The sequence below is a fragment of the Cupriavidus sp. 207A1 genome (assembly GCF_057798955.1).
Window position 1 is genome coordinate 52,431 of sequence record NZ_JBYOJO010000025.1, and the last position, 22,873, is coordinate 75,303.

20 protein-coding genes are annotated in these 22,873 nt (G+C 68.3%); 7 read left to right on the forward strand and 13 right to left on the reverse strand.

What is annotated here, in order from left to right; translation table 11 throughout:
- Positions 1-102 precede the first annotated feature (102 nt).
- Entirely contained in the window at positions 103-1,482 is a 1,380-nt protein-coding gene (gene rimO / locus AC3FMM_RS30580; RefSeq protein ID WP_488688185.1) for a 30S ribosomal protein S12 methylthiotransferase RimO, read from the reverse strand.
- A gap of 158 nt (positions 1,483-1,640) precedes the next feature.
- Positions 1,641-2,597: a tRNA dihydrouridine synthase gene (locus AC3FMM_RS30585; protein WP_488688187.1), complete on the reverse strand. Its 957-nt coding sequence runs from the start codon at positions 2,595-2,597 to the stop codon at positions 1,641-1,643.
- 219 nt (positions 2,598-2,816) lie between these two features.
- On the opposite strand from AC3FMM_RS30585, the gene AC3FMM_RS30590 reads away from it, so the two are divergent.
- Together AC3FMM_RS30590 and AC3FMM_RS30595 are read left to right on the forward strand one after the other, a co-directional pair.
- Positions 2,817-3,116, forward strand: coding sequence for a type II toxin-antitoxin system RelE/ParE family toxin (locus tag AC3FMM_RS30590; protein WP_115709155.1), 300 nt, complete (start codon positions 2,817-2,819; stop codon positions 3,114-3,116).
- A gap of 3 nt (positions 3,117-3,119) precedes the next feature.
- On the forward strand, positions 3,120-3,410 hold the full coding sequence (locus AC3FMM_RS30595) for an addiction module antidote protein (RefSeq protein WP_115680057.1): 291 nt from the start codon (positions 3,120-3,122) through the stop codon (positions 3,408-3,410).
- Between the two features lie 54 nt (positions 3,411-3,464).
- Here AC3FMM_RS30595 and phaR read toward each other — a convergent pair whose 3' ends face one another.
- The 4 genes from phaR to phaC all read right to left on the reverse strand — a co-directional run bounded on the left by phaR (position 3,465) and on the right by phaC (position 8,291).
- Positions 3,465-4,016, reverse strand: coding sequence for a polyhydroxyalkanoate synthesis repressor PhaR (phaR, locus tag AC3FMM_RS30600; RefSeq protein WP_018004481.1), 552 nt, complete (start codon positions 4,014-4,016; stop codon positions 3,465-3,467).
- A 421-nt stretch (positions 4,017-4,437) separates the two neighbouring features.
- Entirely contained in the window at positions 4,438-5,178 is a 741-nt protein-coding gene (locus AC3FMM_RS30605; RefSeq protein ID WP_115662314.1) for a 3-ketoacyl-ACP reductase, read from the reverse strand.
- A 71-nt stretch (positions 5,179-5,249) separates the two neighbouring features.
- Positions 5,250-6,431, reverse strand: a complete 1,182-nt coding sequence (locus tag AC3FMM_RS30610; RefSeq protein WP_115709153.1) for an acetyl-CoA C-acetyltransferase — start codon at positions 6,429-6,431, stop codon at positions 5,250-5,252.
- 78 nt (positions 6,432-6,509) lie between these two features.
- Positions 6,510-8,291 (reverse strand): class I poly(R)-hydroxyalkanoic acid synthase, encoded by a 1,782-nt coding sequence (phaC, locus tag AC3FMM_RS30615; protein WP_115709151.1) that lies wholly within the window; start codon positions 8,289-8,291, stop codon positions 6,510-6,512.
- Positions 8,292-8,737: 446 nt separating this feature from the next.
- Between phaC and AC3FMM_RS30620 the strand changes: the two genes are divergently transcribed.
- The gene (locus tag AC3FMM_RS30620; RefSeq protein ID WP_115709149.1) at positions 8,738-8,965 is read left to right on the forward strand and encodes a hypothetical protein; all 228 of its coding nucleotides are present in this window, start codon (positions 8,738-8,740) and stop codon (positions 8,963-8,965) included.
- Between the two features lie 11 nt (positions 8,966-8,976).
- Here the strand turns inward: AC3FMM_RS30620 and pgeF are convergent, their stop codons facing one another.
- Positions 8,977-9,780 carry a peptidoglycan editing factor PgeF gene (pgeF, locus tag AC3FMM_RS30625; protein ID WP_326348292.1) on the reverse strand — a complete coding sequence of 268 codons (804 nt, stop codon included), beginning with the start codon at positions 9,778-9,780 and terminating at the stop codon, positions 8,977-8,979.
- Complete coding sequence (locus AC3FMM_RS30630; protein WP_115709145.1) at positions 9,764-11,020, reverse strand: RluA family pseudouridine synthase; 1,257 nt, start codon at positions 11,018-11,020, stop codon at positions 9,764-9,766. The genes pgeF and AC3FMM_RS30630 overlap by 17 nt, the downstream gene beginning before the upstream one ends.
- A gap of 17 nt (positions 11,021-11,037) precedes the next feature.
- Between AC3FMM_RS30630 and AC3FMM_RS30635 the strand changes: the two genes are divergently transcribed.
- Positions 11,038-11,868, forward strand: coding sequence for an outer membrane protein assembly factor BamD (locus AC3FMM_RS30635; protein ID WP_115680050.1), 831 nt, complete (start codon positions 11,038-11,040; stop codon positions 11,866-11,868).
- 95 nt (positions 11,869-11,963) lie between these two features.
- On the opposite strand, the gene yoaA is transcribed toward AC3FMM_RS30635, so the two are convergent.
- Genes yoaA through AC3FMM_RS30650 form a run of 3 tightly spaced genes read right to left on the reverse strand, consistent with a single transcriptional unit; the run spans position 11,964 to position 15,255 of the window.
- Positions 11,964-14,204 (reverse strand): DNA repair helicase YoaA, encoded by a 2,241-nt coding sequence (gene yoaA / locus AC3FMM_RS30640; protein ID WP_488688192.1) that lies wholly within the window; start codon positions 14,202-14,204, stop codon positions 11,964-11,966.
- Between the two features lie 26 nt (positions 14,205-14,230).
- A complete protein-coding gene (locus AC3FMM_RS30645) occupies positions 14,231-14,434 on the reverse strand; it encodes a DUF465 domain-containing protein (RefSeq protein ID WP_018004489.1) in 204 nt (67 codons plus the stop codon).
- A 32-nt stretch (positions 14,435-14,466) separates the two neighbouring features.
- A complete protein-coding gene (locus AC3FMM_RS30650) occupies positions 14,467-15,255 on the reverse strand; it encodes a hypothetical protein (RefSeq protein ID WP_115709141.1) in 789 nt (262 codons plus the stop codon).
- Between the two features lie 166 nt (positions 15,256-15,421).
- On the opposite strand from AC3FMM_RS30650, the gene AC3FMM_RS30655 reads away from it, so the two are divergent.
- A complete protein-coding gene (locus AC3FMM_RS30655; RefSeq protein ID WP_115709139.1) occupies positions 15,422-17,779 on the forward strand; it encodes a Tex family protein in 2,358 nt (785 codons plus the stop codon).
- A gap of 57 nt (positions 17,780-17,836) precedes the next feature.
- Here the strand turns inward: AC3FMM_RS30655 and AC3FMM_RS30660 are convergent, their stop codons facing one another.
- On the reverse strand, positions 17,837-19,201 hold the full coding sequence (locus tag AC3FMM_RS30660) for an ATP-binding protein (protein ID WP_488688195.1): 1,365 nt from the start codon (positions 19,199-19,201) through the stop codon (positions 17,837-17,839).
- The gene (locus AC3FMM_RS30665; RefSeq protein ID WP_326348289.1) at positions 19,198-19,869 is read right to left on the reverse strand and encodes a response regulator; all 672 of its coding nucleotides are present in this window, start codon (positions 19,867-19,869) and stop codon (positions 19,198-19,200) included. Before AC3FMM_RS30665 ends, AC3FMM_RS30660 begins: the two co-directional genes overlap by 4 nt.
- A 223-nt stretch (positions 19,870-20,092) precedes the next feature.
- On the opposite strand from AC3FMM_RS30665, the gene AC3FMM_RS30670 reads away from it, so the two are divergent.
- The gene (locus AC3FMM_RS30670; protein WP_488688199.1) at positions 20,093-21,886 is read left to right on the forward strand and encodes a glycosyltransferase family 39 protein; all 1,794 of its coding nucleotides are present in this window, start codon (positions 20,093-20,095) and stop codon (positions 21,884-21,886) included.
- Between the two features lie 3 nt (positions 21,887-21,889).
- On the forward strand, positions 21,890-22,873 hold a 984-nt coding region (locus AC3FMM_RS30675), incomplete at its 3' end, for a bifunctional UDP-4-keto-pentose/UDP-xylose synthase (RefSeq protein ID WP_488688197.1).

Consider the following 22,873-nt stretch of genomic DNA (forward strand, 5'->3'; position numbering starts at 1 on the left):
CAGGTTATGTTGCACCGCACAGTATAGCCGCAGCGCAGCCGAAGCGAACGGTCGTACTTTTACCTAATGGCCGCCTTGCCGGCATCGTCCGCCGGGACTAGCTCAGACCTCGCCCCACAGGTCGTGGCCGTCGGCGCCGGTGATCTTCACATCGACGAACTCGCCGGCGCGGTAGCGTTGCGAAGTCCGTTGCGGCGGCGCGATATAGACCAGACCGTCGATTTCCGGCGCATCCGCCGACGAGCGGCCGATGCCGCCATCCTGGTTGACCTCGTCGACCAGCACGCGCAGGGTCTGGCCGATCTTGCGCTGCAGGCGACGGGCGGACACCGCCTCGGCCACTTCCATGAAGCGGGCGCGGCGTTCCTCGCGCACTTCGTCGGGCAGCGCGCCCGGCAGGTCGTTGGCCGTGGCGCCGTCCACCGGCGAATACGCGAAGCAGCCGACGCGGTCCAGTTCGGCCTCGGCAATGAAATCCAGCAGCGTCTGGAACTCGGCCTCGGTCTCGCCCGGGAAGCCGGCGATAAAGGTGCTGCGGATGGTCAGTTCCGGACAGATCTCGCGCCAGGCGCGGATGCGGTCCATGGTCTTCTCGGCGTTGGCCGGGCGCTTCATGCGCTTGAGCACGTCCGGATGAGCATGCTGCAGCGGCACATCGAGGTACGGCAGCACGTGGCCATTGTTCATCAGCGGGATGATCTCGTCGACGTGCGGGTACGGGTACACATAGTGCAAGCGCACCCAGGCGCCGTACTGCGCCGCCAGCTCGCCCAGCGCCGCCACCAGCTCGGTCATGCGGGTCTTGAGCGGACGGCCGTTCCAGAAACCGGTGCGGTACTTGACGTCGACGCCGTAGGCGCTGGTGTCCTGCGAGATCACCAGCAGTTCCTTGACCCCGGCCTTGAACAGGTTCTCGGCCTCCAGCATGACCTCGGCCACCGGGCGCGAGACCAGGTCGCCGCGCATCGACGGGATGATGCAGAACGAGCAGCGGTGGTTGCAGCCCTCGGAGATCTTCAGGTAGGCGTAGTGCTTGGGCGTGAGCTTGATGCCCGCGGCCGGCACCAGGTCGGTAAACGGGTCGTGCGGCTTGGGCAGGTGCGTGTGCACCGCCTGCATCACCTCGCCCAGCGCGTGCGGGCCGGTGACGGCCAGCACCTTGGGATGCACCGACGACACGATGTCGTGTCCTGCCGCATCCTTCTTCGCACCCAGGCAACCGGTGACGATGACCTTGCCGTTCTCGGTCAGCGCTTCACCGATCGCGTCCAGGCTTTCCTGCACCGCTTCGTCGATAAAGCCGCAGGTGTTGACCACGACCAGGTCGGCGCCGTCATAGGTGCCGCTGATGGCGTAGCCCTCGGCGCGCAGCTGGGTGATGATCTGCTCGGAGTCGACCAGCGCTTTCGGGCAGCCAAGGGAAACGAATCCCACACGCGGACTATGGTCTTTCTGGTTCGTTGCTTCTGAGGGGTTTTTCACGTTGGAATCCGAATGTGGGGCAAGGCGCGGCGGCCGGACCGTCGATCACTGAGACAAGGCCGCCAGGCGCGAAACAGGCAATCGCGCATTTTAACCGTTTGCCGGAATTTGCCGGCGCCTGACGCACGACATGCTGCCGGGCCACGGTTACGCCGAAGTCACTCCGCGCGTTGCAGGGCTTGCAGGACCTGCGCGATCTGCAGCGAGTCCTGCATCCGCCGGATCGCCGCATGCAGTTCGTCCGCCTGCGGCCAGGTCCGCTTCAGGTAGCTGAGCCAGAGCTTGACGCGTCCATGCTCGTGGCACGAGGCGATGCGCGCATGCAGCTTGTCCAGGTACGTTGCGATCTGGCCCAGCACCAGCGGCCATTCTTCGGCGGACGGCGTGCTGGCCATCTGGCCGCGAATGCGCTGGGCCAGGAACGGGTCCGAGACCGCGCCGCGGCCAATCATGACGTCGTCGCAGCCGCTGACTTCGCGGCAGCGCGCCCAGTCCGAGACGGTCCAGACGTCGCCATTCGCTATCACGGGTATGTCGACGGCCGCCGCGATGCGCGCGATCCAGTCCCAGTGGGCCGGCGGCCGGTAGCCGTGGTCGCGCGTGCGGGCATGCACCACCAGCGAGGCCGCGCCGCCTTCGGCCAGCGCGGTGGCGCAATCGATGGCCAGCGCGGTATCCGACACGCCCAGCCGCATCTTGGCAGTCACCGGAATATTGGCCGGCACCGCGGCGCGCACCGACGCGACGATCCGGTTAAGCAGCGGCGGATCGGCGAGCAGCATCGCCCCGCCGCCATGCCGGTTGACCACCTTGGCGGGACAGCCGAAGTTCAGGTCGATGCCGTGCGGCGACAGGGTCGCGGCATAGGCGGCATTGCGCGCCAGCCACTCGGGATCGCTGCCGAGCAGCTGGATCACCATCGGCGTGCCGCTGCGGGTATAGCCGCCGGACAGGATCTCGGGCGTGTCGCGCTCATAGACCCGCGCCGGCAGCAGCGATCCCGTCACCCGCACGAATTCAGACACGCAGCCGTCGTAACCGCCGGTATCGGTCAGCACATCGCGCAGCACGTAGTCGGCAAGCCCCTCCATCGGGGCCAGGAACAGCCGGCTCATGGCAGGCACCGCGCCGCGGGCACCGGCGTCGGACAGGAATATTGGAGAAGGTGGAACATGGGACGCCGCGCAAACAAGGCGAGTCCCAGACTGAGCCGCCGAAAGATGCGATACCGTGGCCCCGGATGGGGCAAAGCGCGCATTCTACCTGCTTTGGGATGGGGCGGTTTTTCGGGAATCGGTGATTCCACACCTGTAGCCTAAAGGCTACGGTGTGGTATGCTCAGCATCCGCACAACTCAAACGTTCGACCGCTGGTACTCCGCCTTGCGCGACAACGCCGCCAGGATTCGCATCCAGGTCCGAATCGACCGCATGCTGAACGGAAATCCAGGCGACGTGAAAGCCCTTGGCGGTGGCATCTTCGAAATGCGGGTGGATCATGGTCCCGGCTACCGCATCTATATTCAGCGACGCGGCGAAGTTCTTGTCGTTCTTCTCTGCGGCGGCAACAAGTCGACCCAGCGCGCTGATATCGAACGGGCACGCCACCTCGCGGTGAATCTTGATCTGGAGTGAGCCATGAAAGAACCAACCCGCCCTTGGGACTCGGCCGCACAACTGCGCAACGAAAAAGAAATCGCCGCCTACCTGGACGCCTGCCTGGCCGAGGCCGGCGACGACGATCGCTTCATTGCTTACGCGCTCGGCGTGGTCGCACGCGCCCGCGGCATGACGCGGCTGGCCCGCGAAACCGGCCTGTCGCGCGAAAGCCTCTACCGTTCGCTGTCGGGCGAAGGCAATCCGGAATTCGGGACGATCTGGAAGGTGATGCGGGCGCTGGGGATTCGCCTGCGCGCAAGCGCCGGCTGAGCGCCGGCCCGGGTGCGAATGCGTGGCGGGCACACCGCCCGCCGCCGCTTGTTGCTACTTCTTGTCCGGCTGGTTGAACGGGAACGTGCCGAACATGTTCTTGGCCTGGTTCTGCATCTGCTCCTGCATCTGCACGAACAGGTTCTTGCTCTGCTCGATGTAGTTGCTCATCATGCCCTGCATCATCGGGCCCTGCATGTTCATGAACTGCGACCACATGTCGGGGCTGAACGCTTCGCCGGAATACAAGCCCTTGGAGTTCTCGGCCAGCTTGTTCTGGATGTCGATGAAGGCCTGGATGTTCTTTTCCAGGTAGGTGCCCATCATGCCCTGCATGGCATGGCCGTAGAAGCGGATGATCTGCGACAGCATCGCGCTGGAGAACATCGGCACGCCGCCGGTCTCTTCTTCCAGGATGATCTGCAGCAGGATGCTGCGCGTCAGTTCGTCACCTGACTTGGCGTCGACGACCTTGAACTCCTCGGAATCCATCACCAGCTGTTTGACGTCGGCCAGGGTGATGTAGGTGCTGGTCTGGGTATCGTAGAGCCTGCGATTGGGATACTTTTTGATCAGTCGCTCTGCGCCTTTTTTGGTCGTGGCCATCGGTGCTCTGTCCTTGTGTCGTCGCTGATTGCGCGCTGCTGCACCGCATGGGGTGCAGTGCGCAAATCGGTACCGCCCGCGCCATCTGCTGTAGTCGTGTTGGCCGTGTTGCGGCTGTTCGCGCATGGCTGCGCGCCGCGGCCCGCCGTCTCGCCCCCGCGAGGGCGATGCTGCACGACTATGGTGCTGGCTGCGCCGCTGCCCTGATTCTATGCCCAACAAAGCACTAAGAAAAGCGACGAGGCTTAAGGAAAACCCGGTAGACCGGCGCGCCGCGAAGCCGATGCTGCACGCCCGGAAATGATTCGCGGGCCTTGACGGCCCGCGAAACCGGCGGCGAAATACAAGCTCCGCCGCCTTGTGCGCCGCGCTGGCTGCACCGCAAAACGCGGTCGCCGGCGCGGCTGGCTGGGCGCCAGGGTCAGCCCATGTGCAGGCCGCCGTTGAGCGAGAAGTCGGCGCCGGTCGAGAACCCGGACTCATCCGAGGACAGCCAGGCGCAGATCGAGGCGATCTCTTCGGGCTCGCCCAGGCGCTTCACCGGGATCGTGCCGACGATCTTGTCGAGCACATCCTGGCGGATGGCCTTGACCATGTCGGTGGCGATATAGCCCGGCGACACCGTGTTCACCGTCACGCCCTTGGTCGCCACTTCCTGCGCCAGCGCCATGGTAAAGCCGTGCAGGCCGGCCTTGGCGGTGGAGTAGTTAGTCTGGCCGAACTGGCCCTTCTGCCCGTTCACCGACGAGATATTGACGATGCGGCCCCAGCCGCGATCGGCCATGCCGTCGATCACCTGCTTGGTGACGTTGAACAGCGAGGTCAGGTTGGTGTCGATCACCGCATCCCAGTCGGCGCGGGTCATCTTGCGGAACACCACGTCGCGCGTGATGCCGGCATTGTTGATCAGCACATCGACTTCGCCGACCTCGGCCTTGACCTTGTCGAAGGCCGCCTTGGTCGAGTCCCAGTCCGCCACGTTGCCTTCGGAGGCGACGAAGTCGAAACCCAGGGCCTTCTGCTGCTCCAGCCACTTTTCACGGCGCGGCGAGTTGGGGCCGCAGCCGGCCACCACGCGAAAGCCATCCCTGGCCAGCCGCTGGCAAATGGCGGTCCCGATACCACCCATGCCGCCGGTCACATACGCAATGCGCTGAGTCATGTCCACTCCTTGATTGGCTTTTCGTTATTTGCCGCCAGGCCGCGCCATGCGCGCGCCCGGCGCACCCCTTCTTAATTGCGCTCGACCGCCAGCGCCACGCCCATGCCGCCGCCGATGCACAGCGATGCCAGGCCCTTCCTGGCATCGCGGCGCTTCATTTCGTGCAGCAGCGTCACCAGGATACGGCAGCCAGACGCGCCGATCGGGTGGCCGATGGCAATGGCGCCGCCGTTGACGTTGACCTTGGAGGTATCCCAGCCCATCTGCTGGTGCACCGCCAGCGCCTGCGCGGCGAAGGCCTCGTTGATTTCCATCAGGTCCAGGTCCTGCGGGGTCCACCCCGCGCGCGACAGCGCGCGCTTGGACGCCGGCACCGGGCCCATGCCCATCACCTTCGGGTCCACGCCGGCGTTGGCGTAGCTCTTGATGGTGGCGAGCGGGGTCAGGCCCAGTTCCTTGGCCTTGGCGGCCGACATCACCACTACCGCGGCGGCGCCGTCGTTCAGGCCCGAGGCGTTGGCCGCGGTCACCGAGCCGGCCTTGTCGAAGGCGGGCTTGAGGCCGGCCATGCTGTCGAGCGTGGCGCCGTGGCGCACGAACTCGTCGGTCTTGAAGGCCACCGGATCGCCCTTGCGCTGCGGGATCAGCACCGGCACGATCTCTTCGTCGAACCTGCCGGCCTTCTGCGCAGCCTCGGCCTTGTTCTGCGAGCCCACCGCGAATTCGTCCTGCGCTTCACGCGTGATGCCGTATTCCTTGGCCACGTTCTCGGCGGTGATGCCCATGTGGTACTGGTTGTACACGTCCCACAGGCCGTCGACGATCATGGTGTCGACCAGCTTGGTGTCGCCCATGCGGAAGCCGTCGCGCGAGCCCGGCAGCACGTGCGGCGCGGCGCTCATGTTTTCCTGGCCGCCGGCCACCACGATCTCGGCGTCGCCCGCCATGATCGCATTGGCGGCCAGCATCACAGCCTTCAGGCCCGAGCCGCATACCTTGTTGATGGTCATGGCCGGCACCATCGCCGGCAGGCCGGCCTTGATCGAAGCCTGGCGCGCCGGGTTCTGGCCCGAGCCGGCGGTGAGCACCTGGCCCATGATCACTTCGCTGACCTGGTCCGGCTGGATGCCGGCACGCTCCAGCGCGGCCTTGATCACGATCGCCCCCAGTTCCGGCGCCGGAATCTTCGCCAGCGAGCCGCCAAATTTGCCAACCGCGGTACGGGCCGCGGATACGATGACAACGTCAGTCATGGTGTAGTCCTCTCAATGGAAACAGGGACCCGCAGCCCGCCGGCGCGCGCGGGGCGCACGCCGGCGGACGCGCGGGCATCATGCCTTGGCCTTGACGTAGCGCCCAGGCGCGGGTTCGATCGCAGGGAAGCGCGCGTTGCCGTACTGCGCAGGCGCGGCGCGCTTGGCTCCGGCATGGCTGGCCAGCCATGCCGACCAGTCCGGCCACCAGCTGCCGGGATGCTCGGTGGCGCCGGCGAGCCATTGCTGCGGCGACGCCGGCAAGGCGTCATTGGTCCAGTGGCTGCGCTTTTTCTTTGCCGGCGGATTGATCACGCCGGCGATATGGCCGGAGGCGCCCAGCACGAAGCGCAGCTTGTTCTTCAGCAGCGCGGTCGAGGCATAGGCCGCGGTCCACGGCACGATATGGTCCTCGCGCGAGCCGTAGAGATAAGTCGGCACGTCGATGCTGCCCAGGTCCACCGGCGCATCGCATACGGTCAGCTTGCCGGGCACCTTCAGCTCGTTCTGCAGGTAGGTGTGGCGCAGGTACCAGCAGTACCACGGCCCCGGCAGGTTGGTCGCGTCGCCGTTCCAGAACAGCAGGTCGAACGGCACCGGGGTATTGCCCTTCAGGTAGTTGTCGACCACGTAGTTCCACACCAGGTCGTTCGGGCGCAGGAACGAGAAGGTGTTGGCCAGCTCCAGCCCGCGCAGCAGCGCGCACGGCGCGCCGGCCCCGCCGCCCAGCGTGGCTTCGCGCAGCTGCACGTGGCCGTCGTCGACGAAGACGTCGAGGATGCCGGTGTCGGCAAAGTCCAGCAGCGTGGTCAGCAGCGTCAGGCTTGCGGCCGGATGCTCGCCGCGCGCGGCCAGCACCGCGAGCGCGGTGGAAATGATGGTGCCACCGACGCAGAAGCCGAGCACGTTGATCTGGTCCTCCCCGCTGATGTCGCGCGCGACTTCGATGGCGCGGATGGCGGCGTGCTCGATGTAGTCGTCCCAGGTGCGCGACGCCATGCTGGCATCGGGATTGCGCCACGACACCAGGAATACCGTATGGCCCTGCTCCACCGTATGCCGCACCAGCGAGCTTTCCGGCTGCAGGTCAAGGATGTAGTACTTGTTGATGCAAGGCGGCACCATCAGCAGCGGGCGCGCATGGACCTTGGCGGTGAGCGGCTTGTACTGCAGCAGCTGGAAGTATTCGTTCTCGTAGACCACCGCGCCTTCGGTCACCGCAACATTGCGGCCCACCTCGAACGCGGTCTCGTCGGTCTGCGAGATCTTGCCCCGCGTGAGGTCCTCCATCATGTTGCGCACGCCGGCGCGCAGCGATTCACCGCCCGATTCGATCAGCAGGCGCTGCGCTTCGGGATTGGTGGCGAGGAAGTTGGCGGGCGACATCGCATCGACCCACTGCGAGATCGCGAAGCGGATGCGCTGGCGTGTCTTGGCATCGGCCTCGACCGCGTCGGCGAGTTCGGTCAGCGCGCGGGCGTTGAGCAGGTAGAAAGCGGCAGCGTAACGGTACGGCACGTTGTTGCGCCACGCGTCGCCGGCAAAGCGGCGATCGTGCAGCGGCCCGGTGCCGTCGGGCTTGCCCTCGGCCAGCGCCTGCCACAGGGCGGCGAAGTCCTTCATGTAGCGCTGCTGGATGTCGGCCAGCTGGGCCGGCGCGATCTTGACGCCTGCCAGCGAATCGAGGCCCGGGATGCCGGCCATCATGCCGGATGCGGCCGCGTGGCCGTTGCCTTCAGTGCCCTGCCACTGGCGGGACCATTCCAGCCAGGTGGCTGGATCGAATGGCCCCGGCGTGAACTTGGGTGGTTGGGACTTGCCTTCCTGCGTGGAAGCTGCCGCACCTTTGCCGGTCGCCATGATCAGTTTTGTCTCTCTGCCGTCACTATTCGAACCGGCTCCGGGCATTGCCCTGGCCGGCACTATGCATGGGGAGATGCTATCCGATTGGATCCGGCTCCAGCCCTTCCCAAGCGGGAGGGTCAGCCGGCACATCTGCCCTGGAACTGGCCTGGAACCCAGGCTCGCACAAGCTGCGGCCAGGGCTTGCATCCATTCCGATAGCGGCTCCCTTTTATCCGGCGGGCGCGGCGCCTTGGTTGCCAGCGCCATGCGTTATGCTTGCCGGAAAAACCTGGGAATCGTCAGCGATTCCGAGACATTCGAGGCCATTGTTGCCTTGCAACGCGCGCGCTGTCAATGCGGAAATCCGCCCCGGCGCCGCGCGCTGCCCGACCTACCGGACGGTAATGCAGCACACGCACCTGCCGAGGCCATCGAGCATAGTCGAGAAGGATGAAATTCTGATGTACATCGTGGCCATTGGCTGGCTCTACGTGGCGCTGATGATGGCGATCACCGAGCACAACGTGGTGGCGGGGATCGCCACCTTCCTGATGTATGGGGTCGCGCCGGTGGCGCTGGTGCTCTACATCATGGGCACGCCCGGCCGGCGCCGGCGCAAGGCCGAGGCCGAACGCGCGCTGGAGCAAAGCGCCCCGGCCGGCGAGGCGGCGAAGCGCGCGGACGAGTAAGGCAGCGCCGCTCAGTCGGCCAGCCAGACCAGGCTGGCCATGCGCCCGGTCACGCCGTCGCGCCGGTAGGAGTAGAAGCGTTCGGCATCGGTAACGGTGCAGGCAGCGCCGCCGTGGATGTCGACGCAGCCGGCGCGGGCCAGGCGTGTGCGCGCCAGCGCATAGATGTCGGCGAAGTACTTGCCCGGAGCGCCGGCGCGAAACGCCGCGGCCACCGCAGCCTGCTCGTCCGGGCGTGCCTGCGCGAGGAAGGCCTCGCGCACCTCGGCGCCGACCTCGAAGGACTCGGGGCCGATCGCCGGACCCAGCCATGCCAGCCAGCGCGTGGCAGCGCCGCCGGCGGCCGCCTGCATCCGCGCCAGCGTGGCCTCGATCACGCCATTGCACAGGCCGCGCCAGCCCGCATGCGCGGCGCCCACCACCGTCCCCTGCGTATCGCACAGCAGCACCGGCAGGCAGTCGGCCGTCATCACGGCGCAGACGTGGCCCGGCGCCAGCGCCAGGCTCGCATCGGCCTGCGGCACGGGATCGCCCGGTGCGCCCACATGGTCGACGGTGGCAACCGCGCAACCATGCACCTGTTCCAGCCATTGCGGCATCGACGGCAGGCACGCGGCCAGCCGCGCGCGGTTGCGCGCGACGTCGGCCGGATCGTCGCCGACGTGGGTGCCCAGGTTCAGGCCGCCGGGCATGCCGCCGGCGAGTCCGTACGGCCCCTGGCTGACCCCGCCCTGGCGCGTGGTCGACAGCGCGCGCACGCGCGCCGGCGCCGGCCAGTCCGGCACCAGCCAGGCGGGATCAGGCGTCGCGCTCATCGCCGTCACCGTCGTCGTCATCGTCATCATCGCCGGCGTATTCCCAGTGGGCTTCGCCGCCTTCCCACACTTCGTCCCAGGCGTCGTCTTCGTCGTCGGCCTGCGCGCTTTCAAAGTCGAGCGCATCGATCAGTGCCTGCAGGTCCTCGGGCGGCTGCGCGGTCCACGACATGTGCTTGCCGGTGGCCGGATGCACCAGGCCGAGCTTGTACGCATGCAGCGCCTGGCGCTCGTACGGCACCGGCAGCGGCACGCGGATGGCGGGACGCTGGCCGCGCTGGGTGGCGCGGAAATAGACCGGGTCGCCCACCAGCGGATGGCCGATCGATTCGAAATGCACGCGGATCTGGTGGGTGCGGCCGGTCTCGAGCTTGCACATCACCATCGACACGAAACCCCGCCCCAGCGGCACCGTCGCCAGCGTGCGGAAATGCGTGCGCGACGGCTTGCCGCTGGCGGTCTGCACGATCGCCATGCGCGTGCGCTCGCGCGGGTCGCGGCCGATGGGCGCGTCGATGGTGCCCTCGTCATAGGTGCGGCCCCACACCAGCGCGATATAGGTGCGCTTGACCGTGCGCGCCTGCAGCTGCCGCACCAGGTCGGTCTGCGCGGTGAGCGTGCGCGCCACCACCATCAGCCCCGAGGTCTCCTTGTCGAGCCGGTGCACGATGCCCGCGCGCGGCAGCGACGCGGCGCCGGGGTCGCGATGCAGCAGGCCATTGAGCACGGTGCCGCTCCAGTTGCCGGCGGCAGGATGCACCACCAGCCCGGCGGGCTTGTTGATCACCAGCAGGGTGTCGTCCTCGTAGACCACGTCGAGCGGCACGTCCTCGGGGGCGAACGCCGACGATTCCGGCGCGGCCTGCGGCCGGACCTCGATCCGGTTGCCCATCTGCACCGCGTCGCGCGGACGGCGCACCTGCCCGTCGACGCGCACCGCGCCGCTTTCGATCCATTGCTGCAGGCGGCTGCGCGAAAACTCGCTGAAGTGACGCGCCAGCAATTTGTCGAGACGCTCGCCATGCGAGGCGCTGTCCACCTCCAGCGACAGGGTCACGGCCGGGTCGGCCGCGGCAGCCGGCGCGTCGGCGGCATCGTCGAATGCTTCCGCGCTGGCCTCGAAATCGGCCACCACCGCGGCGGCGCGCACCCGTTCGGGTGGCAGTCCTCCCACGCCATCTCCGGCTTGCGGGTTGGGCTGGGGGCTTGGGCTATAATGCTTGACGCTATTTTTCTTCATCCGGGATACGATTGCCCATGCAATTGCAGAGCATGAAACGCGCGCGCTGGCGCACGACAATTGGAGCGGTTCTGCTCGCAGGCGGCTGCGTCATGCTGTCGGCATGCGGCCTGCTAGCGGACCAGCCCGACGAGACCGCCGGCTGGTCGGCCAACAAATTATATTCGGAAGCCAAGGATGCCCTGGATGGCGGCGACTACACCCGCGCCGTCAAGCTGTATGAAAAGCTCGAGGGCCGCTATCCGTTCGGGCGCTATGCGCAGCAGGCGCAGATCGACACCGCCTACGCCAACTACAAGGACGGCGAGACCGCGGCCGCGCTGGCGGCAGTGGACCGCTTCATCCAGCTGCACCCGAACCATCCCACCATCGATTACGCCTACTACCTGAAGGGGCTGATCAACTTCAACGACAACCTCGGCTGGCTGGGCCGCTTCTCGGGGCAGGACCTGAGCGAGCGCGATCCCAAGGCCGCGCGCGCCGCCTACGATGCCTTCCATACGCTGATCACGCGCTACCCGGAAAGCAAGTACACGCCGGACGCCACGCTGCGCATGCAGTACATCGTCAACTCGCTGGCCCAGCATGAAGTGCACGCCGCGCGCTACTACTACCGGCGCGGCGCCTACCTGGCCGCGGTCAACCGCGCCCAGCAGTCGCTGAAGGACTACGACGGCGCACCCGCCAACGAAGAGGCGCTGTACATCATGATCCGCTCGTACGACGCGATGGGCATGAAGGACCTGCGCGACGACACCGCACGCGTGATGGAGAAGAACTTCCCGGAGAGCGACTTCATCAAGTACGGCGCACGCCGCAAGGACAAGTCCTGGTGGGAAGTGTTCTGACGGGAAGTGACCAGATGCCGCTGCGCCGGCAGCGATAAAAAACGGGACGTGTCGGATGACCGTCCCGTTTTTCTTTTGCCTGCGGCCCGTCGTGCTCAGTCGGCGGCCGGATCCTCGTCACCGGTTTCAGCCGGCTCACCCGCGCTTGTCTTACCGGCCCCGCGCAGCGACTCCAGGAAGCGCACCACCGTGGCCGCCTCGCGCGTGCGCGTGAAGGGCGGCAGGCTCTGCCAGATCTGGCGCCCATAGGGCTTCTCGACCAGGCGCGTGTCGAAGATCGCCAGCACGCCCCGGTCCGATTCGGAACGGATCAACCGCCCCGCCCCCTGCTTGAGCGTGATCACCGCATGCGGCAGCTGGTGCACGGCAAACGGGCTCAGGCCCTTCTTCTGCAGCACTTCCATGCGCGCGGCCAGCACCGGATCGTCGGGCGGCGCGAACGGCAGCTTGTCGATGATCACCAGCGACAGCGCCTCGCCGCGCACGTCCACGCCCTCCCAGAAGCTCTGGCTGCCGACCAGCACCGCATTGCCAAGCTCGCGGAAGCGGTCCAGCAGCTCGGTGCGGCTGGCCTGGCCCTGCACCAGCAGCGGCAGGTTCAGGCCGCGCTCGGCAAAGGCATCGTAGAGCAGGTCCGAGGCCCGCTGCACCGCGCGCAGCGTGGTGCACAGCAGGAAGGTGCGCCCGCCGGCCGCCTCGATCAGCGGCAGCGCGGCCTGCACCACTGCATCGGTGAACTGCGGCGACTGCGGCGCAGGCATGTCGCGCGGCACGTACAGCAGGCCCTGCTTCGCGTAGTCGAACGGGCTGGGCAACGTCAGCGAACGGTCCTTGTCGAGCCCCAGCTGCGCGGCGTAGTGGGTGAAATTGCCCTTCACCGACAGCGTCGCCGAGGTGAAGACCCACGCGCGCGGCTGCCCGCCGCGCTGCCGCGTGAAGATAGGCGCGATCGACAGCGGCGTACGGTGCAGCTGCACGGTGTGCGAGAACACCTCGACCCAGCGCACGGTTTCCGGGCCGGCGGATGGCGCGGCCCCGCCCTGCTCCTGCCCCTGCTCCTCGCCGTCGGCTGGCTGCGGTGCCGGCGCGGCCGGGGCATCGGTGCGCCAGGCGGCCAGCTTGTTGGCCAGCTCGAGCGCGCGGCGGTGGCATTGCTGCAGCGATTCGGCGCGCTCGGCCTGGCTCTCGAGCATCTCGACGAAGTCGGACAGCGCCGCGTCGAGCGCATCGAGGGTCTCGTTGAAGGGTTCGGCGATGCGGCGGTCGGCCTCGATCTGGCCCAACGCCAGGCGCGCGTTGTCCTTGCCGAAGGCCAGGCGCAGGTCGCGCGCGGCGCGTTCCAGCGGCGCGCCCAGCGCCACCCAGTCGACCGCATCGCGCGCATGCGACAGGCCCTCGGCCACGGTATCGCGCGCGATCTCCAGCAACTGGCTGGTCGACAGGGTCTCGCCGAAGAACAGCGTGGCGGTCTCGGGCAGCTGGTGCGCTTCGTCGAAGATCACCGTATTGGCCGCGGGCAGCAGCTCGGCCATGCCGGTGTCGCGCAGCACCACGTCGGCAAAGAACAGGTGGTGGTTGACCACCACCACGTCGGCCTGCTGCGCTTCCTTGCGCGCGCGCATCACGAAGCAGTCCTTGTAATACGGGCATTCCGAACCGAGGCAGTTGTCGCGCGTGGAGGTCACCATCTGCCACACGGGGGCGTTCTCGGGCACCGACGCCAGTTCCGCCTTGTCGCCGGTGGCGGTTTCCTTGATAAAGCGCCCGATCTCGCGCAGCCACGCCGCATCCTGGCGCGAGGCCAGGCGCCCGCCGGCCTGCGCGCGTTCCAGGTGGTAGTGGCAGACGTAGTTGCCGCGGCCCTTGAGCAGCGCCACCGAGACCGGCACGTTGAGCGCGTGGCGCACGGTCGGGATGTCGCGCAGGAACAGCTGGTCCTGCAGGTTCTTGGTGCCGGTGGACAGGATCACCTTGCCGCCCCACAGCATCGCCGGCACCAGGTAGGCGTAGGTCTTGCCGGTGCCGGTGCCGGCCTCGACGATCACGGAATCGTACTGCGCGATCGCACCGGCGACGGCCTCGGCCATCTTGTGCTGCGACGCACGCGGGCGGTAGCCGGGAATGGCCTGGGCCAGCGTGCCGGTATCGGCAAAGATGGTGGCAAGCTCGGCGCCGCGGCTGGCGGCGGCATCGGCCTGCGCGGCATGGGCGGGCGCCGCGGCGTCGCTGGGGTCGCTGGAATCGCTGTCCAGGGACAACTGGCGGGAATCGGGAAGATCGGACAAGGTGGGGAATGTTGTATGGGCTGCGGCAAACCGGCAGCAATTGCCGGCCATCGCCGCGCCCCGGGGCGCGTCGGCGCTCAGGCCGGCACGTCGGGTTCGAGCTGGAGCTGCAGCAGCGTGATGGCGTCCTTCAGCTTGAGACGGCGCTTCTTCAGCCGGCGCAGCTGCAATTCGTCATGGACCACATCGCCGGCCAGCCGGTCGATCAGGAAATCGAGATCGCGGTGCTCGATCTGCAGCTCCATGATGCGCCGTTCCAGGGTATTGAGGTTGCTGTCCATCTATGCCTCCGCTGCCATCACCGTGCCGGGGCTCAGAAGCCGAACGGGCGCGGCGCCGACGCCGCGCCCTGTTGCTGCTCCCTGGCCTTGGCGCGCCGCTCTTCCAGCGCCTTCTGGCGCTGTTCGAGGTCGCGCTGCTTGGCTTCGTATGCCTTCACGTTCTCCTGGCGCTGGCGGGCCTGTTCCGCGCCCTGCTGCTGCGCCTCGCGCATGCGGGCATCGAAGTCGGACTGCTTCTGCTCGTAGGCCTGCGCGTTGGCGGCGCGCTGCGGGGCCTCGGCCTGGCGCTGCGCGTCGCGCAGCTGCTGTTCCTGCTGCTTTTTGTCGTACGCCTCGCGGCTGGACTGCTCGCTGGCGGCGCGCCGCGGCTGGCTGGCCTCGAACTCGGCGCGGCGCAGGGCCTGCTCGCGGTCGCGCTCGGCGGCGCGGTGGGCACGCTCGGCCTCGCCCACTTCCAGCTCGCGCTTGCGCAGCACCTGCAGCTCCTCGCGCTGGATTTCCTTGGCGTTGTCGATGCAGCGGGTGACGAAGAACTTGCTGTAGCACTCGCGCTCGGCGGCGGCAAAGCGGTAGTTGGTCCAGGCGCGCGAATCGCCGATGGCCTTGCGCTCGGCGGCAAAATCGCGCGCGGCAGCGGGCGCGGCGCCGGGCGCCGAGGCCTGCGCCTGCGCCGCGCGCAGCGGCATCAGCGCGGCGCACGCCGCCACGGCCACGGCGGCCAGGGCGCCGCGGCGGATCAGGAAGACATCGGGCACGTTGGCGAAGGTTGGCATGGCCGGGAGGGTGGCCTTGGCGACGGCCGGGCGGGACTTGACGATCATGTCCGGATTCTAGCATCCGGGCCGGACCGCGGCCCGCCCCCGGGCGCCCGCGCACGTGCGCGCAACGCCGCCCGCCCGACCCGCGGCACGGGCCCCACCGGACGCCCGCGCGCTTGTGGCAAAATGCCCCGCTTTCGACTGACTGCGTCTCACGCTGCGTTCCAAGATGTCCAACCTGCCCGCATCCGTCTCGCAAAAGATCGTCGCGCTCATCGCGGCCGAACTGTCCGTGCAGCCCCGCCAGGTGGCCGCGGCCGTGGCGCTGCTCGATGAAGGCGCCACCGTCCCCTTCATCGCCCGCTACCGCAAGGAAGTGACCGGCAACCTCGACGACACGCAGCTGCGCAACCTGGAAGAGCGCCTGCTGTACCTGCGCGACATGGAGGACCGCCGCGCCGCGATCCTGGCGTCGATCGAGGAGCAAGGCAAGCTCACCCCCGAGCTGCAGGCCGCCATCGAAGCCGCGCAGACCAAGCAGGCGCTGGAAGACCTCTACCTGCCCTACAAGCCCAAGCGCCGCACCCGCGCCCAGATCGCGCGCGAATGCGGGCTGGAGCCGCTGGCGCTGGCCTTGCTTGCAGACCCTACGCTCGACCCGCAGGCCGAGGCCGCGAAGTACGTCAACGGCAACCCCACCGCCGACGGCGGCGTGCCCGACGTCAAGGCGGCCCTGGACGGCGCGCGCGACATCCTGTCGGAACAGTTCGGTGAAACCGCCGAACTGCTGGGCAAGCTGCGCGAGCACCTGTGGAACCACGGCGTGGTGGCCTCGTCGGTGATGGAAGGCAAGGAAACCGCGGAGGAAGAGAAATTCCGCGACTACTACAACTACAGCGAGACCCTGCGCACGGTGCCGTCGCATCGGGCGCTGGCGCTGTTCCGCGGCCGCAATGCCGGCGTGCTGATGGTCAAGCTGGGCCTGGGCGAAGAGCAGGACGCGCTGGTGCCGCACCCGTGCGAAGGCATGATTGCGCGCCATGTCGGCATCCAGCAGCTGGGCCGCCCCGCCGACAAGTGGCTGGGCGACGTGTGCCGCTGGTGCTGGCGCGTCAAGGTGCAGCCGCACCTGGAGACCGAGCTGCTGACGCAGCTGCGCGAAACCGCCGAGAGCGAGGCCATCAAGGTGTTCGGCCGCAACCTGCATGAGCTGCTGCTGGCGGCGCCGGCCGGTCCCAAGTCGGTGATGGGCATCGATCCGGGCATCCGCACCGGCTGCAAGGTGGCCGTGGTGGACAGCACCGGCAAGCTGCTGGAGACCGCCACCATCTATCCGCACGAGCCGCGCCGCGACTGGAACGGCTCGCTCGCCGCGCTGGCGCGCCTGGCCAAGCAGCACAACGTGGCGCTGGTCTCGATCGGCAACGGCACCGCCAGCCGCGAGACCGACAAGCTGGTGCAGGACCTGATGAAGCAGATGCCCGAGCTCAAGCTGACCAAGATCGTGGTCAGCGAAGCCGGCGCGTCGGTCTATTCGGCGTCGGAGCTGGCCGCCAAGGAATTCCCGGACCTGGACGTGTCGCTGCGCGGGGCGGTGTCGATCGCGCGGCGGCTGCAGGATCCGCTGGCCGAGCTGGTCAAGATCGATCCGAAGTCGATCGGCGTGGGCCAGTACCAGCACGACGTCAACCAGCGCGAGCTGGCGCGCGCGCTCGACGCGGTGGTCGAGGACTGCGTCAATGCCGTGGGCGTCGACGTCAACACCGCCTCGGCGCCGCTGCTGGCGCGCGTGTCGGGCCTGAATTCGGTGCTGGCGCGCAATATCGTCGAGTTCCGCGACGCCAATGGCGCCTTCGCCAACCGCAACGCGTTGAAGCAGGTGCCGCGCCTGGGCGACAAGACCTTCGAGCAGGCCGCGGGCTTCCTGCGCATCAACGACGGCGACAATCCGCTCGACCGCTCCTCGGTGCACCCGGAAGCGTACCCGGTGGTGCAGCGCATCCTGGACCACGTCAAGAAAGGCCTGCGCGACGTGATGGGTAACCGCGAGGCGCTGCGCGGCCTGGCGCCGGAGAAGTTCACCGACGAATCGTTCGGCCTGCCGACGGTGCGCGACATCCTGTCCGAGCTGGAAAAGCCCGGCCGCGACCCGCGTCCCGAGTTCAAGACCGCGACCTTCCAGGATGGCGTGGAGGACGTGAAGGACCTGCAGCCCGGCATGGTGCTCGAAGGCGTGGTCACCAACGTGGCCGCGTTCGGCGCGTTCGTCGATATCGGCGTGCACCAGGACGGCCTGGTCCATATCTCGGCGCTGTCGAACAAGTTCGTCAAGGACGCGCACGAAGTGGTCAAGGCCGGCCAGATCGTCAAGGTCAAGGTGATGGAGGTGGACGTCAAGCGCAACCGCATCGGCCTGTCGATGCGGCTAGACGACGAGCCCGGCCAGGCCGCGGCGCGCGCGGGGGGCGGCGACCGCAACGACCGTGGCGGCCAGCGCAATGGCGGCGGCAAGGGCTTCGGCGGCGGCCGTCGCGAGCCGGAGCCGGCCGGCGCCATGGCCGCCGCGTTCGCCAAGCTCAAGCGCTGAGCGCGCCTGCCCCGGGTACAACGCCCCGCACGGTTTGCCGTGCGGGGCGTTTTCGTTTCAGGCGCCGCGGGCGATGCGCACGGACAGGCCCCTGTCTGTACCGTCGCCACTGCCGGCCCGGTTGGCAAACGCCAGCTCCAGCCCATGCAGCCGCGCCACCCGTCGCGCGATGGAAATGCCCAGGCCGTGGCCCTGCTCGTGCTGCCCGGCGCCGCCGCGGAAAAAGCGGTCACCGAGGCGCGCCAGCAGCGCCGGCGCGACGCCGGGCCCCTGGTCGCGCACGGTGATGCTGTCGGGCCGGAAATCGACCAGCACCAGCGCGCCCGGCGGGCTGTAGCGGATCGCATTGTCGAGCAGGTTGCGCAGCAGCAGCGACAGCAGCGCGGGATCGCCCGCCACCGGCAACGCAGCCTGGTCCGGCGGCGGCCAGGCCAGCTCCACGTCGACCTGCTTCTGCTGCGCCAGCAGCAGGCAGTCGGACAGCGCCTGCTGTGCCACCGGCACCCAGTTGACCGGCTGGCGCGACGGCAGCCCGGCGGCATCTTCGAGCCGGCTCAGCGTCAGCAACTGCGATACCAGCCGGCCAATACGGTCGATGCCGGCGGCGACATTGGCCCGCGCCAGCGCGCGTTCGTCGCGGTCGGGCGAGCGCTCGGCGATTTCCCACTGCGCCTTGAGCGCCGCCAGCGGCGTGCGCATCTCGTGCGCGGCATCGGCGGTCAGGCGCCGCTCATGTTCGATCGAATCGGAAACGCGCGTCAGCAGCCGGTTCATCGCGTGCACCAGCGGCACCAGTTCGCCGGGAACGGCATCGAGGCTGAGCGGACGGCGATCGTCAGCGGCGCGGGCCTCGATATCCGCGGACAGCATGCGCACCGGCGCCATCGCGCGGCGCATGAAGCCGATCAGCAGGCCGATCAGCAGCGGCAGGCCCACCGCCCATGGCAGCACCTGCGCGGCAATGTAGGACAGGATCAGCTCATTGCGCTCGCCCAGCTGCTGGCCTACGCACACGCGCCAGCCGGTGTCGGGATCGTCGAGGTAATAGAGCCGCCAGCGCTGCTGATCCAGCGTGACGTCGGTAAAGCCCTTGACGCCTTCGGCGCGCGGCAGCTTGTCGCCGTCGGGATCGATATGCAGCGGCTTGCCGTCGGGCAGCCAGGCGGCGATGGCGAGGTCGCCCAGGCCGGCATCGCCCAGGTCGCCTTCGTCGAGCCGCGGCACGCGCGCGCGCGACATGCCGGCGGTGATGTCGACCAGCGGCACCACCGACTGCATCTGCAGCGCCATGCGCACCATGTCGGTGTCATAGAGCTCGTTGATCTCGTGCCGCGCGCGCACATAGGTCATGCCCAGCGTCAACAGCCATACCACCGGCGCGGCCACCAGCACCGCCAGCACCAGCCTGCGCTGCAGCGTCATGCGCAATCCTCGGCCGCGCCCAGCGTGTAGCCGGCGCCGCGGAAGGTGCGCACGATCTTCGGATGGATCTTGCGGCGCAGGTGGTGGATATGGACTTCGAGCGCGTTGCTCTCGATGCCGCCCTGCCAGTCATAGAGCTTGTCGCGCAGCACCTCGCGCGTCAGCAGCCGGTTGGGATGCGCCAGCAGCAGTTCCAGCAGCATGGCTTCGCGGCTGGTCAGCTCGACCGGCTTGCCCTGCCAGTACGCCTGGCGCGCGGCCGGGTGGAAGGCCAGCGCGCCGTGCTGCCACACCGGCGCCGACATGCCCGCCGCACGGCGCGTGACCGCCCGCAGCCGCGCCGCCAGCTCGTCGAGCGCGACCGGCTTGACCAGGTAGTCATCGGCACCGGCATCGAGCCCGCCGATGCGGCTGTCGACGGCGTCGCGCGCGGTCAGCACGATCACCGGGATGCGGCTGCCGCGCGTGCGCCAGCGCGCCAGCAGCGTCATGCCGTCGTCGCCCGGCAGGCCCAGGTCCAGCACCACGGCATCGTAGTGGGCCAGGCCGAGCGCATGCTCGGCATCGGTGCCGTTGCGGAACCAGTCGACCGCGTAGTCGAGCAGCTGCAGGCCTCGCCGCAGGCCGTCGCCCAGCATCGGGTCGTCTTCAACAATCAGGAGTTTCATGCTCTGGAGTGGCCCGGAGGTATCACGGCCCGGTGCGCGCGCCGCTTAATGTGCCATTAAGGTTCGCGGATTATGCTCCGCTCACCTTTCAATTGCCTGCCCGTACAACGCGGCGCGCCTCGCCGGCGTGGACATGGCGTCTGCGCCCGCGCCGGCCCGGCCGCCCCCCGCCGCGTCCCGCGAGCCGCGCCACCCTGCTCTGCCCATGCTGTCCCGCTTCCGCATGCCGCACCGTTACGACCGCCTTGCCGCCGCGCCCGGGCTGCTCCCCCGGGCCGCCGTGCCCGGGCATGCCGCGCGCGCCGCCGCGATGCCGGTGCTGGTGGTGCTGGCCTTCACGCTGCTGTGGTTCGGCACGCTCGGCATGCGCCACCTGCTGGGTCCGGACGAAGGCCGCTATGCCGAGATCGCGCGCGAGATGCTGCGCAGCGGCGACTGGGTCACGATCCGCTACGACGGCCTGAAGTACTTTGAAAAGCCGCCGTTCCACATGTGGATGACGGCGGTGTCGTATGCGCTGTTCGGCATCGGCGACTGGCAGGCGCGGCTATGCGTGGCGCTGGCCGGCGCCGCGGGGATGGGGGTATCGATGCTCGCGGCCGCGCGCTGGTTCGGCGCGCGCGCCGGGTTGATGGCCGGGCTGGTGCTGGCCAGTGCGCCGATGTGGAATATCGCGGCGCATTTCAACACGCTCGACATGACGCTGTCCGGCGCCATGGCCTGCGTGCTGGCCAGCCTGCTGCTGGCGCAGCATCCGGCGGCGACGCCGGCCGCGCGCCGCCGCTGGATGCTGGCGTGCTGGGTGGCCATGGGCGTGGCGGTGCTGACCAAGGGGCTGGTCGGCGTGGCGCTGCCGGGGCTGGTGCTGGTGCTCTACACCGCCGTGACGCGCGACCTGGCCCTATGGCGGCGCCTGCATGCGCCGGCCGGGATCGCGCTGATGCTGCTGGTGGCGGTGCCGTGGTACTGGCTGGTGGCGCGGCGCAATCCGGAATTCCTGCGCTTCTTCTTTATCCATGAGCACTGGCAGCGCTATACCTCGACCGCGCACGCGCGCACCGGCGCGCCGTGGTACTTCGTGCCGCTGCTGGCCGGCGGCTTCCTGCCATGGCTAGGCCTGCTGCCGGGCATGGTGCGCGCGGTCACGCAGCGCGCCGGCGTGGCGCACACAGCCGGCAATCACCTGCCGTTCCAGCCCGCGCTGCTGGCGGCCCTGTGGGCACTGGCCATCTTCGGCTTCTTCAGCCTGTCGGGTTCGAAGCTGCCGGGCTACATCGTGCCGGTGTTCCCCGCGCTCGGCATCCTGGGCGGCGTGGCGCTGGCGCACGCCGGCGAGCGTGCCTGGACCCGGCAAGTGCGCGCCATGCTGGCCCTCGGTGCCATCGGCCTGCTGGCCAGCCCGGTGGTGGCCTCCCTCGATGCCAACAACACGCCCAATGCGCTGTACCGCCACTACGCGATCTGGGCGGCGCTGGCTTGCGCGCTGGTGATGGCCAGTGCCGCCGCGGCCTTGTGGCTGCTTCGGCGCCACGGGCGCATGGCCAGCGTCACGGGCTATGCGTTCGGCATGCTGCTGGCGTTTTCGGTCGCGCTGCTCGGCCACGAAGCCATCGGCCGGTCCGCCTCCGGCATCGACATGGTCGCGCCGATCGGGCGGGTGCTGCGGCCCGGCATGCCGCTGTACGGTGTCGGCATGCTCGACCACACGCTGCCGTTCTACCTGCGCCATCCGCTGACCATGGTGGCGCAGGCCGACGAGCTGGCCTTCGGCACCGCGCAGGAGCCGCAAAAATGGCTGCCGACCGTCGATGCCTTCGTCGACGCCTGGCAGCATGGCCCGCGCGCCGTCGCGCTGCTGTCGCCGCAAGCGTATGCCGAACTGAGCGCGCGCGTGCCGATGCATGTCATCGCGCGCGACTGGCGCCGCGTTGCGGTGGCCAACTTTGCCCTGGCCGGCGAGCGCCAGACGCGCCGGCTGGTTTCCGATTTCCCTGCCACTCCCCCTGCCACTCCTTAACGCATGCAAGTCAAGAAAGTACTGATTCTCGGCGTCAACGGCTTCATCGGCCACCACCTGACGCGCCGCATCCTGGAAACCACGCCGTGGGAGGTCTACGGCATGGACATGAACACGGACCGCCTGGGCGACCTCGTCGACCACCCGCGCATGCATTTCTTCGAGGGCGACATCACCATCAACAAGGAGTGGATCGAGTACAACATCCGCAAGTGCGACGTGGTGCTGCCGCTGGTCGCCATCGCCACCCCGGCCACCTACGTGCGCCAGCCGCTGCGCGTGTTCGAGCTGGACTTCGAGGCCAACCTGCCGATCGTGCGCGCCGCGGTCAAGTACCGCAAGCACCTGGTGTTCCCGTCGACCTCCGAGGTCTACGGCATGTGCGGCGACGAGGAATTCGACCCCGACGCCTCGCCGCTGGTCTACGGCCCGATCAACAAGCCGCGCTGGATCTACGCCTGCTCCAAGCAGCTGATGGACCGCGTGATCCATGCCTATGGCATGGAGCAAGGGCTCAATTACACGCTGTTCCGCCCCTTCAACTGGATCGGCGCGGGGCTGGACTCGATCTTCGAATCGAAGGAAGGCTCGTCGCGCGTGGTGACGCAGTTCCTGGGCCATATCGTGCGCGGCGAACCGATCAGGCTGGTCGACGGCGGCGCGCAGCAACGGGCCTTCGCCGACATCGCCGACGGCATCAGCGCGCTGATGCGCATCATCGAGAATCCCGGCGGCGTGGCCAGCGGCAAGATCTACAACATCGGCAACCCGGACAATATCCACTCGGTGCGCGAGCTCGCCGAGATGATGCTGAAGATGGCCGCCGACTACCCGGAATACGCGCAGCAGGCGCGCCTCACCCAAATCGTCGAGACCTCGTCGGGCGACTTCTACGGCAAGGGCTACCAGGACGTGCAGCACCGCGTGCCGAAGATCGACAACACCATCGAGGAGCTGGGCTGGCGCCCCGAGATCGGCATGGAAGCG

What these genes read in the sequence shown, in the direction of transcription:
- AC3FMM_RS30595 (WP_115680057.1), top strand. Translation starts at nt 3,120, where the DNA reads ATGAAAGAACCAACCCGCCCTTGGGACTCGGCCGCACAACTGCGCAAC.
- phaC (WP_115709151.1), bottom strand. Translation starts at nt 8,291, where the DNA reads ATGGCGACCGGCAAAGGTGCGGCAGCTTCCACGCAGGAAGGCAAGTCC.
- AC3FMM_RS30630 (WP_115709145.1), bottom strand. Translation starts at nt 11,020, where the DNA reads ATGAAGAAAAATAGCGTCAAGCATTATAGCCCAAGCCCCCAGCCCAAC.
- AC3FMM_RS30620 (WP_115709149.1), top strand. Translation starts at nt 8,738, where the DNA reads ATGTACATCGTGGCCATTGGCTGGCTCTACGTGGCGCTGATGATGGCG.
- AC3FMM_RS30610 (WP_115709153.1), bottom strand. Translation starts at nt 6,431, where the DNA reads ATGACTGACGTTGTCATCGTATCCGCGGCCCGTACCGCGGTTGGCAAA.
- pgeF (WP_326348292.1), bottom strand. Translation starts at nt 9,780, where the DNA reads ATGAGCGCGACGCCTGATCCCGCCTGGCTGGTGCCGGACTGGCCGGCG.
- phaR (WP_018004481.1), bottom strand. Translation starts at nt 4,016, where the DNA reads ATGGCCACGACCAAAAAAGGCGCAGAGCGACTGATCAAAAAGTATCCC.
- AC3FMM_RS30635 (WP_115680050.1), top strand. Translation starts at nt 11,038, where the DNA reads ATGCAATTGCAGAGCATGAAACGCGCGCGCTGGCGCACGACAATTGGA.
- AC3FMM_RS30590 (WP_115709155.1), top strand. Translation starts at nt 2,817, where the DNA reads ATGCTCAGCATCCGCACAACTCAAACGTTCGACCGCTGGTACTCCGCC.
- AC3FMM_RS30670 (WP_488688199.1), top strand. Translation starts at nt 20,093, where the DNA reads ATGCCGCACCGTTACGACCGCCTTGCCGCCGCGCCCGGGCTGCTCCCC.
- AC3FMM_RS30650 (WP_115709141.1), bottom strand. Translation starts at nt 15,255, where the DNA reads ATGATCGTCAAGTCCCGCCCGGCCGTCGCCAAGGCCACCCTCCCGGCC.
- AC3FMM_RS30660 (WP_488688195.1), bottom strand. Translation starts at nt 19,201, where the DNA reads ATGACGCTGCAGCGCAGGCTGGTGCTGGCGGTGCTGGTGGCCGCGCCG.
- AC3FMM_RS30665 (WP_326348289.1), bottom strand. Translation starts at nt 19,869, where the DNA reads ATGAAACTCCTGATTGTTGAAGACGACCCGATGCTGGGCGACGGCCTG.
- AC3FMM_RS30585 (WP_488688187.1), bottom strand. Translation starts at nt 2,597, where the DNA reads ATGAGCCGGCTGTTCCTGGCCCCGATGGAGGGGCTTGCCGACTACGTG.
- AC3FMM_RS30645 (WP_018004489.1), bottom strand. Translation starts at nt 14,434, where the DNA reads ATGGACAGCAACCTCAATACCCTGGAACGGCGCATCATGGAGCTGCAG.
- yoaA (WP_488688192.1), bottom strand. Translation starts at nt 14,204, where the DNA reads ATGGCCGGCAATTGCTGCCGGTTTGCCGCAGCCCATACAACATTCCCC.
- AC3FMM_RS30655 (WP_115709139.1), top strand. Translation starts at nt 15,422, where the DNA reads ATGTCCAACCTGCCCGCATCCGTCTCGCAAAAGATCGTCGCGCTCATC.
- AC3FMM_RS30605 (WP_115662314.1), bottom strand. Translation starts at nt 5,178, where the DNA reads ATGACTCAGCGCATTGCGTATGTGACCGGCGGCATGGGTGGTATCGGG.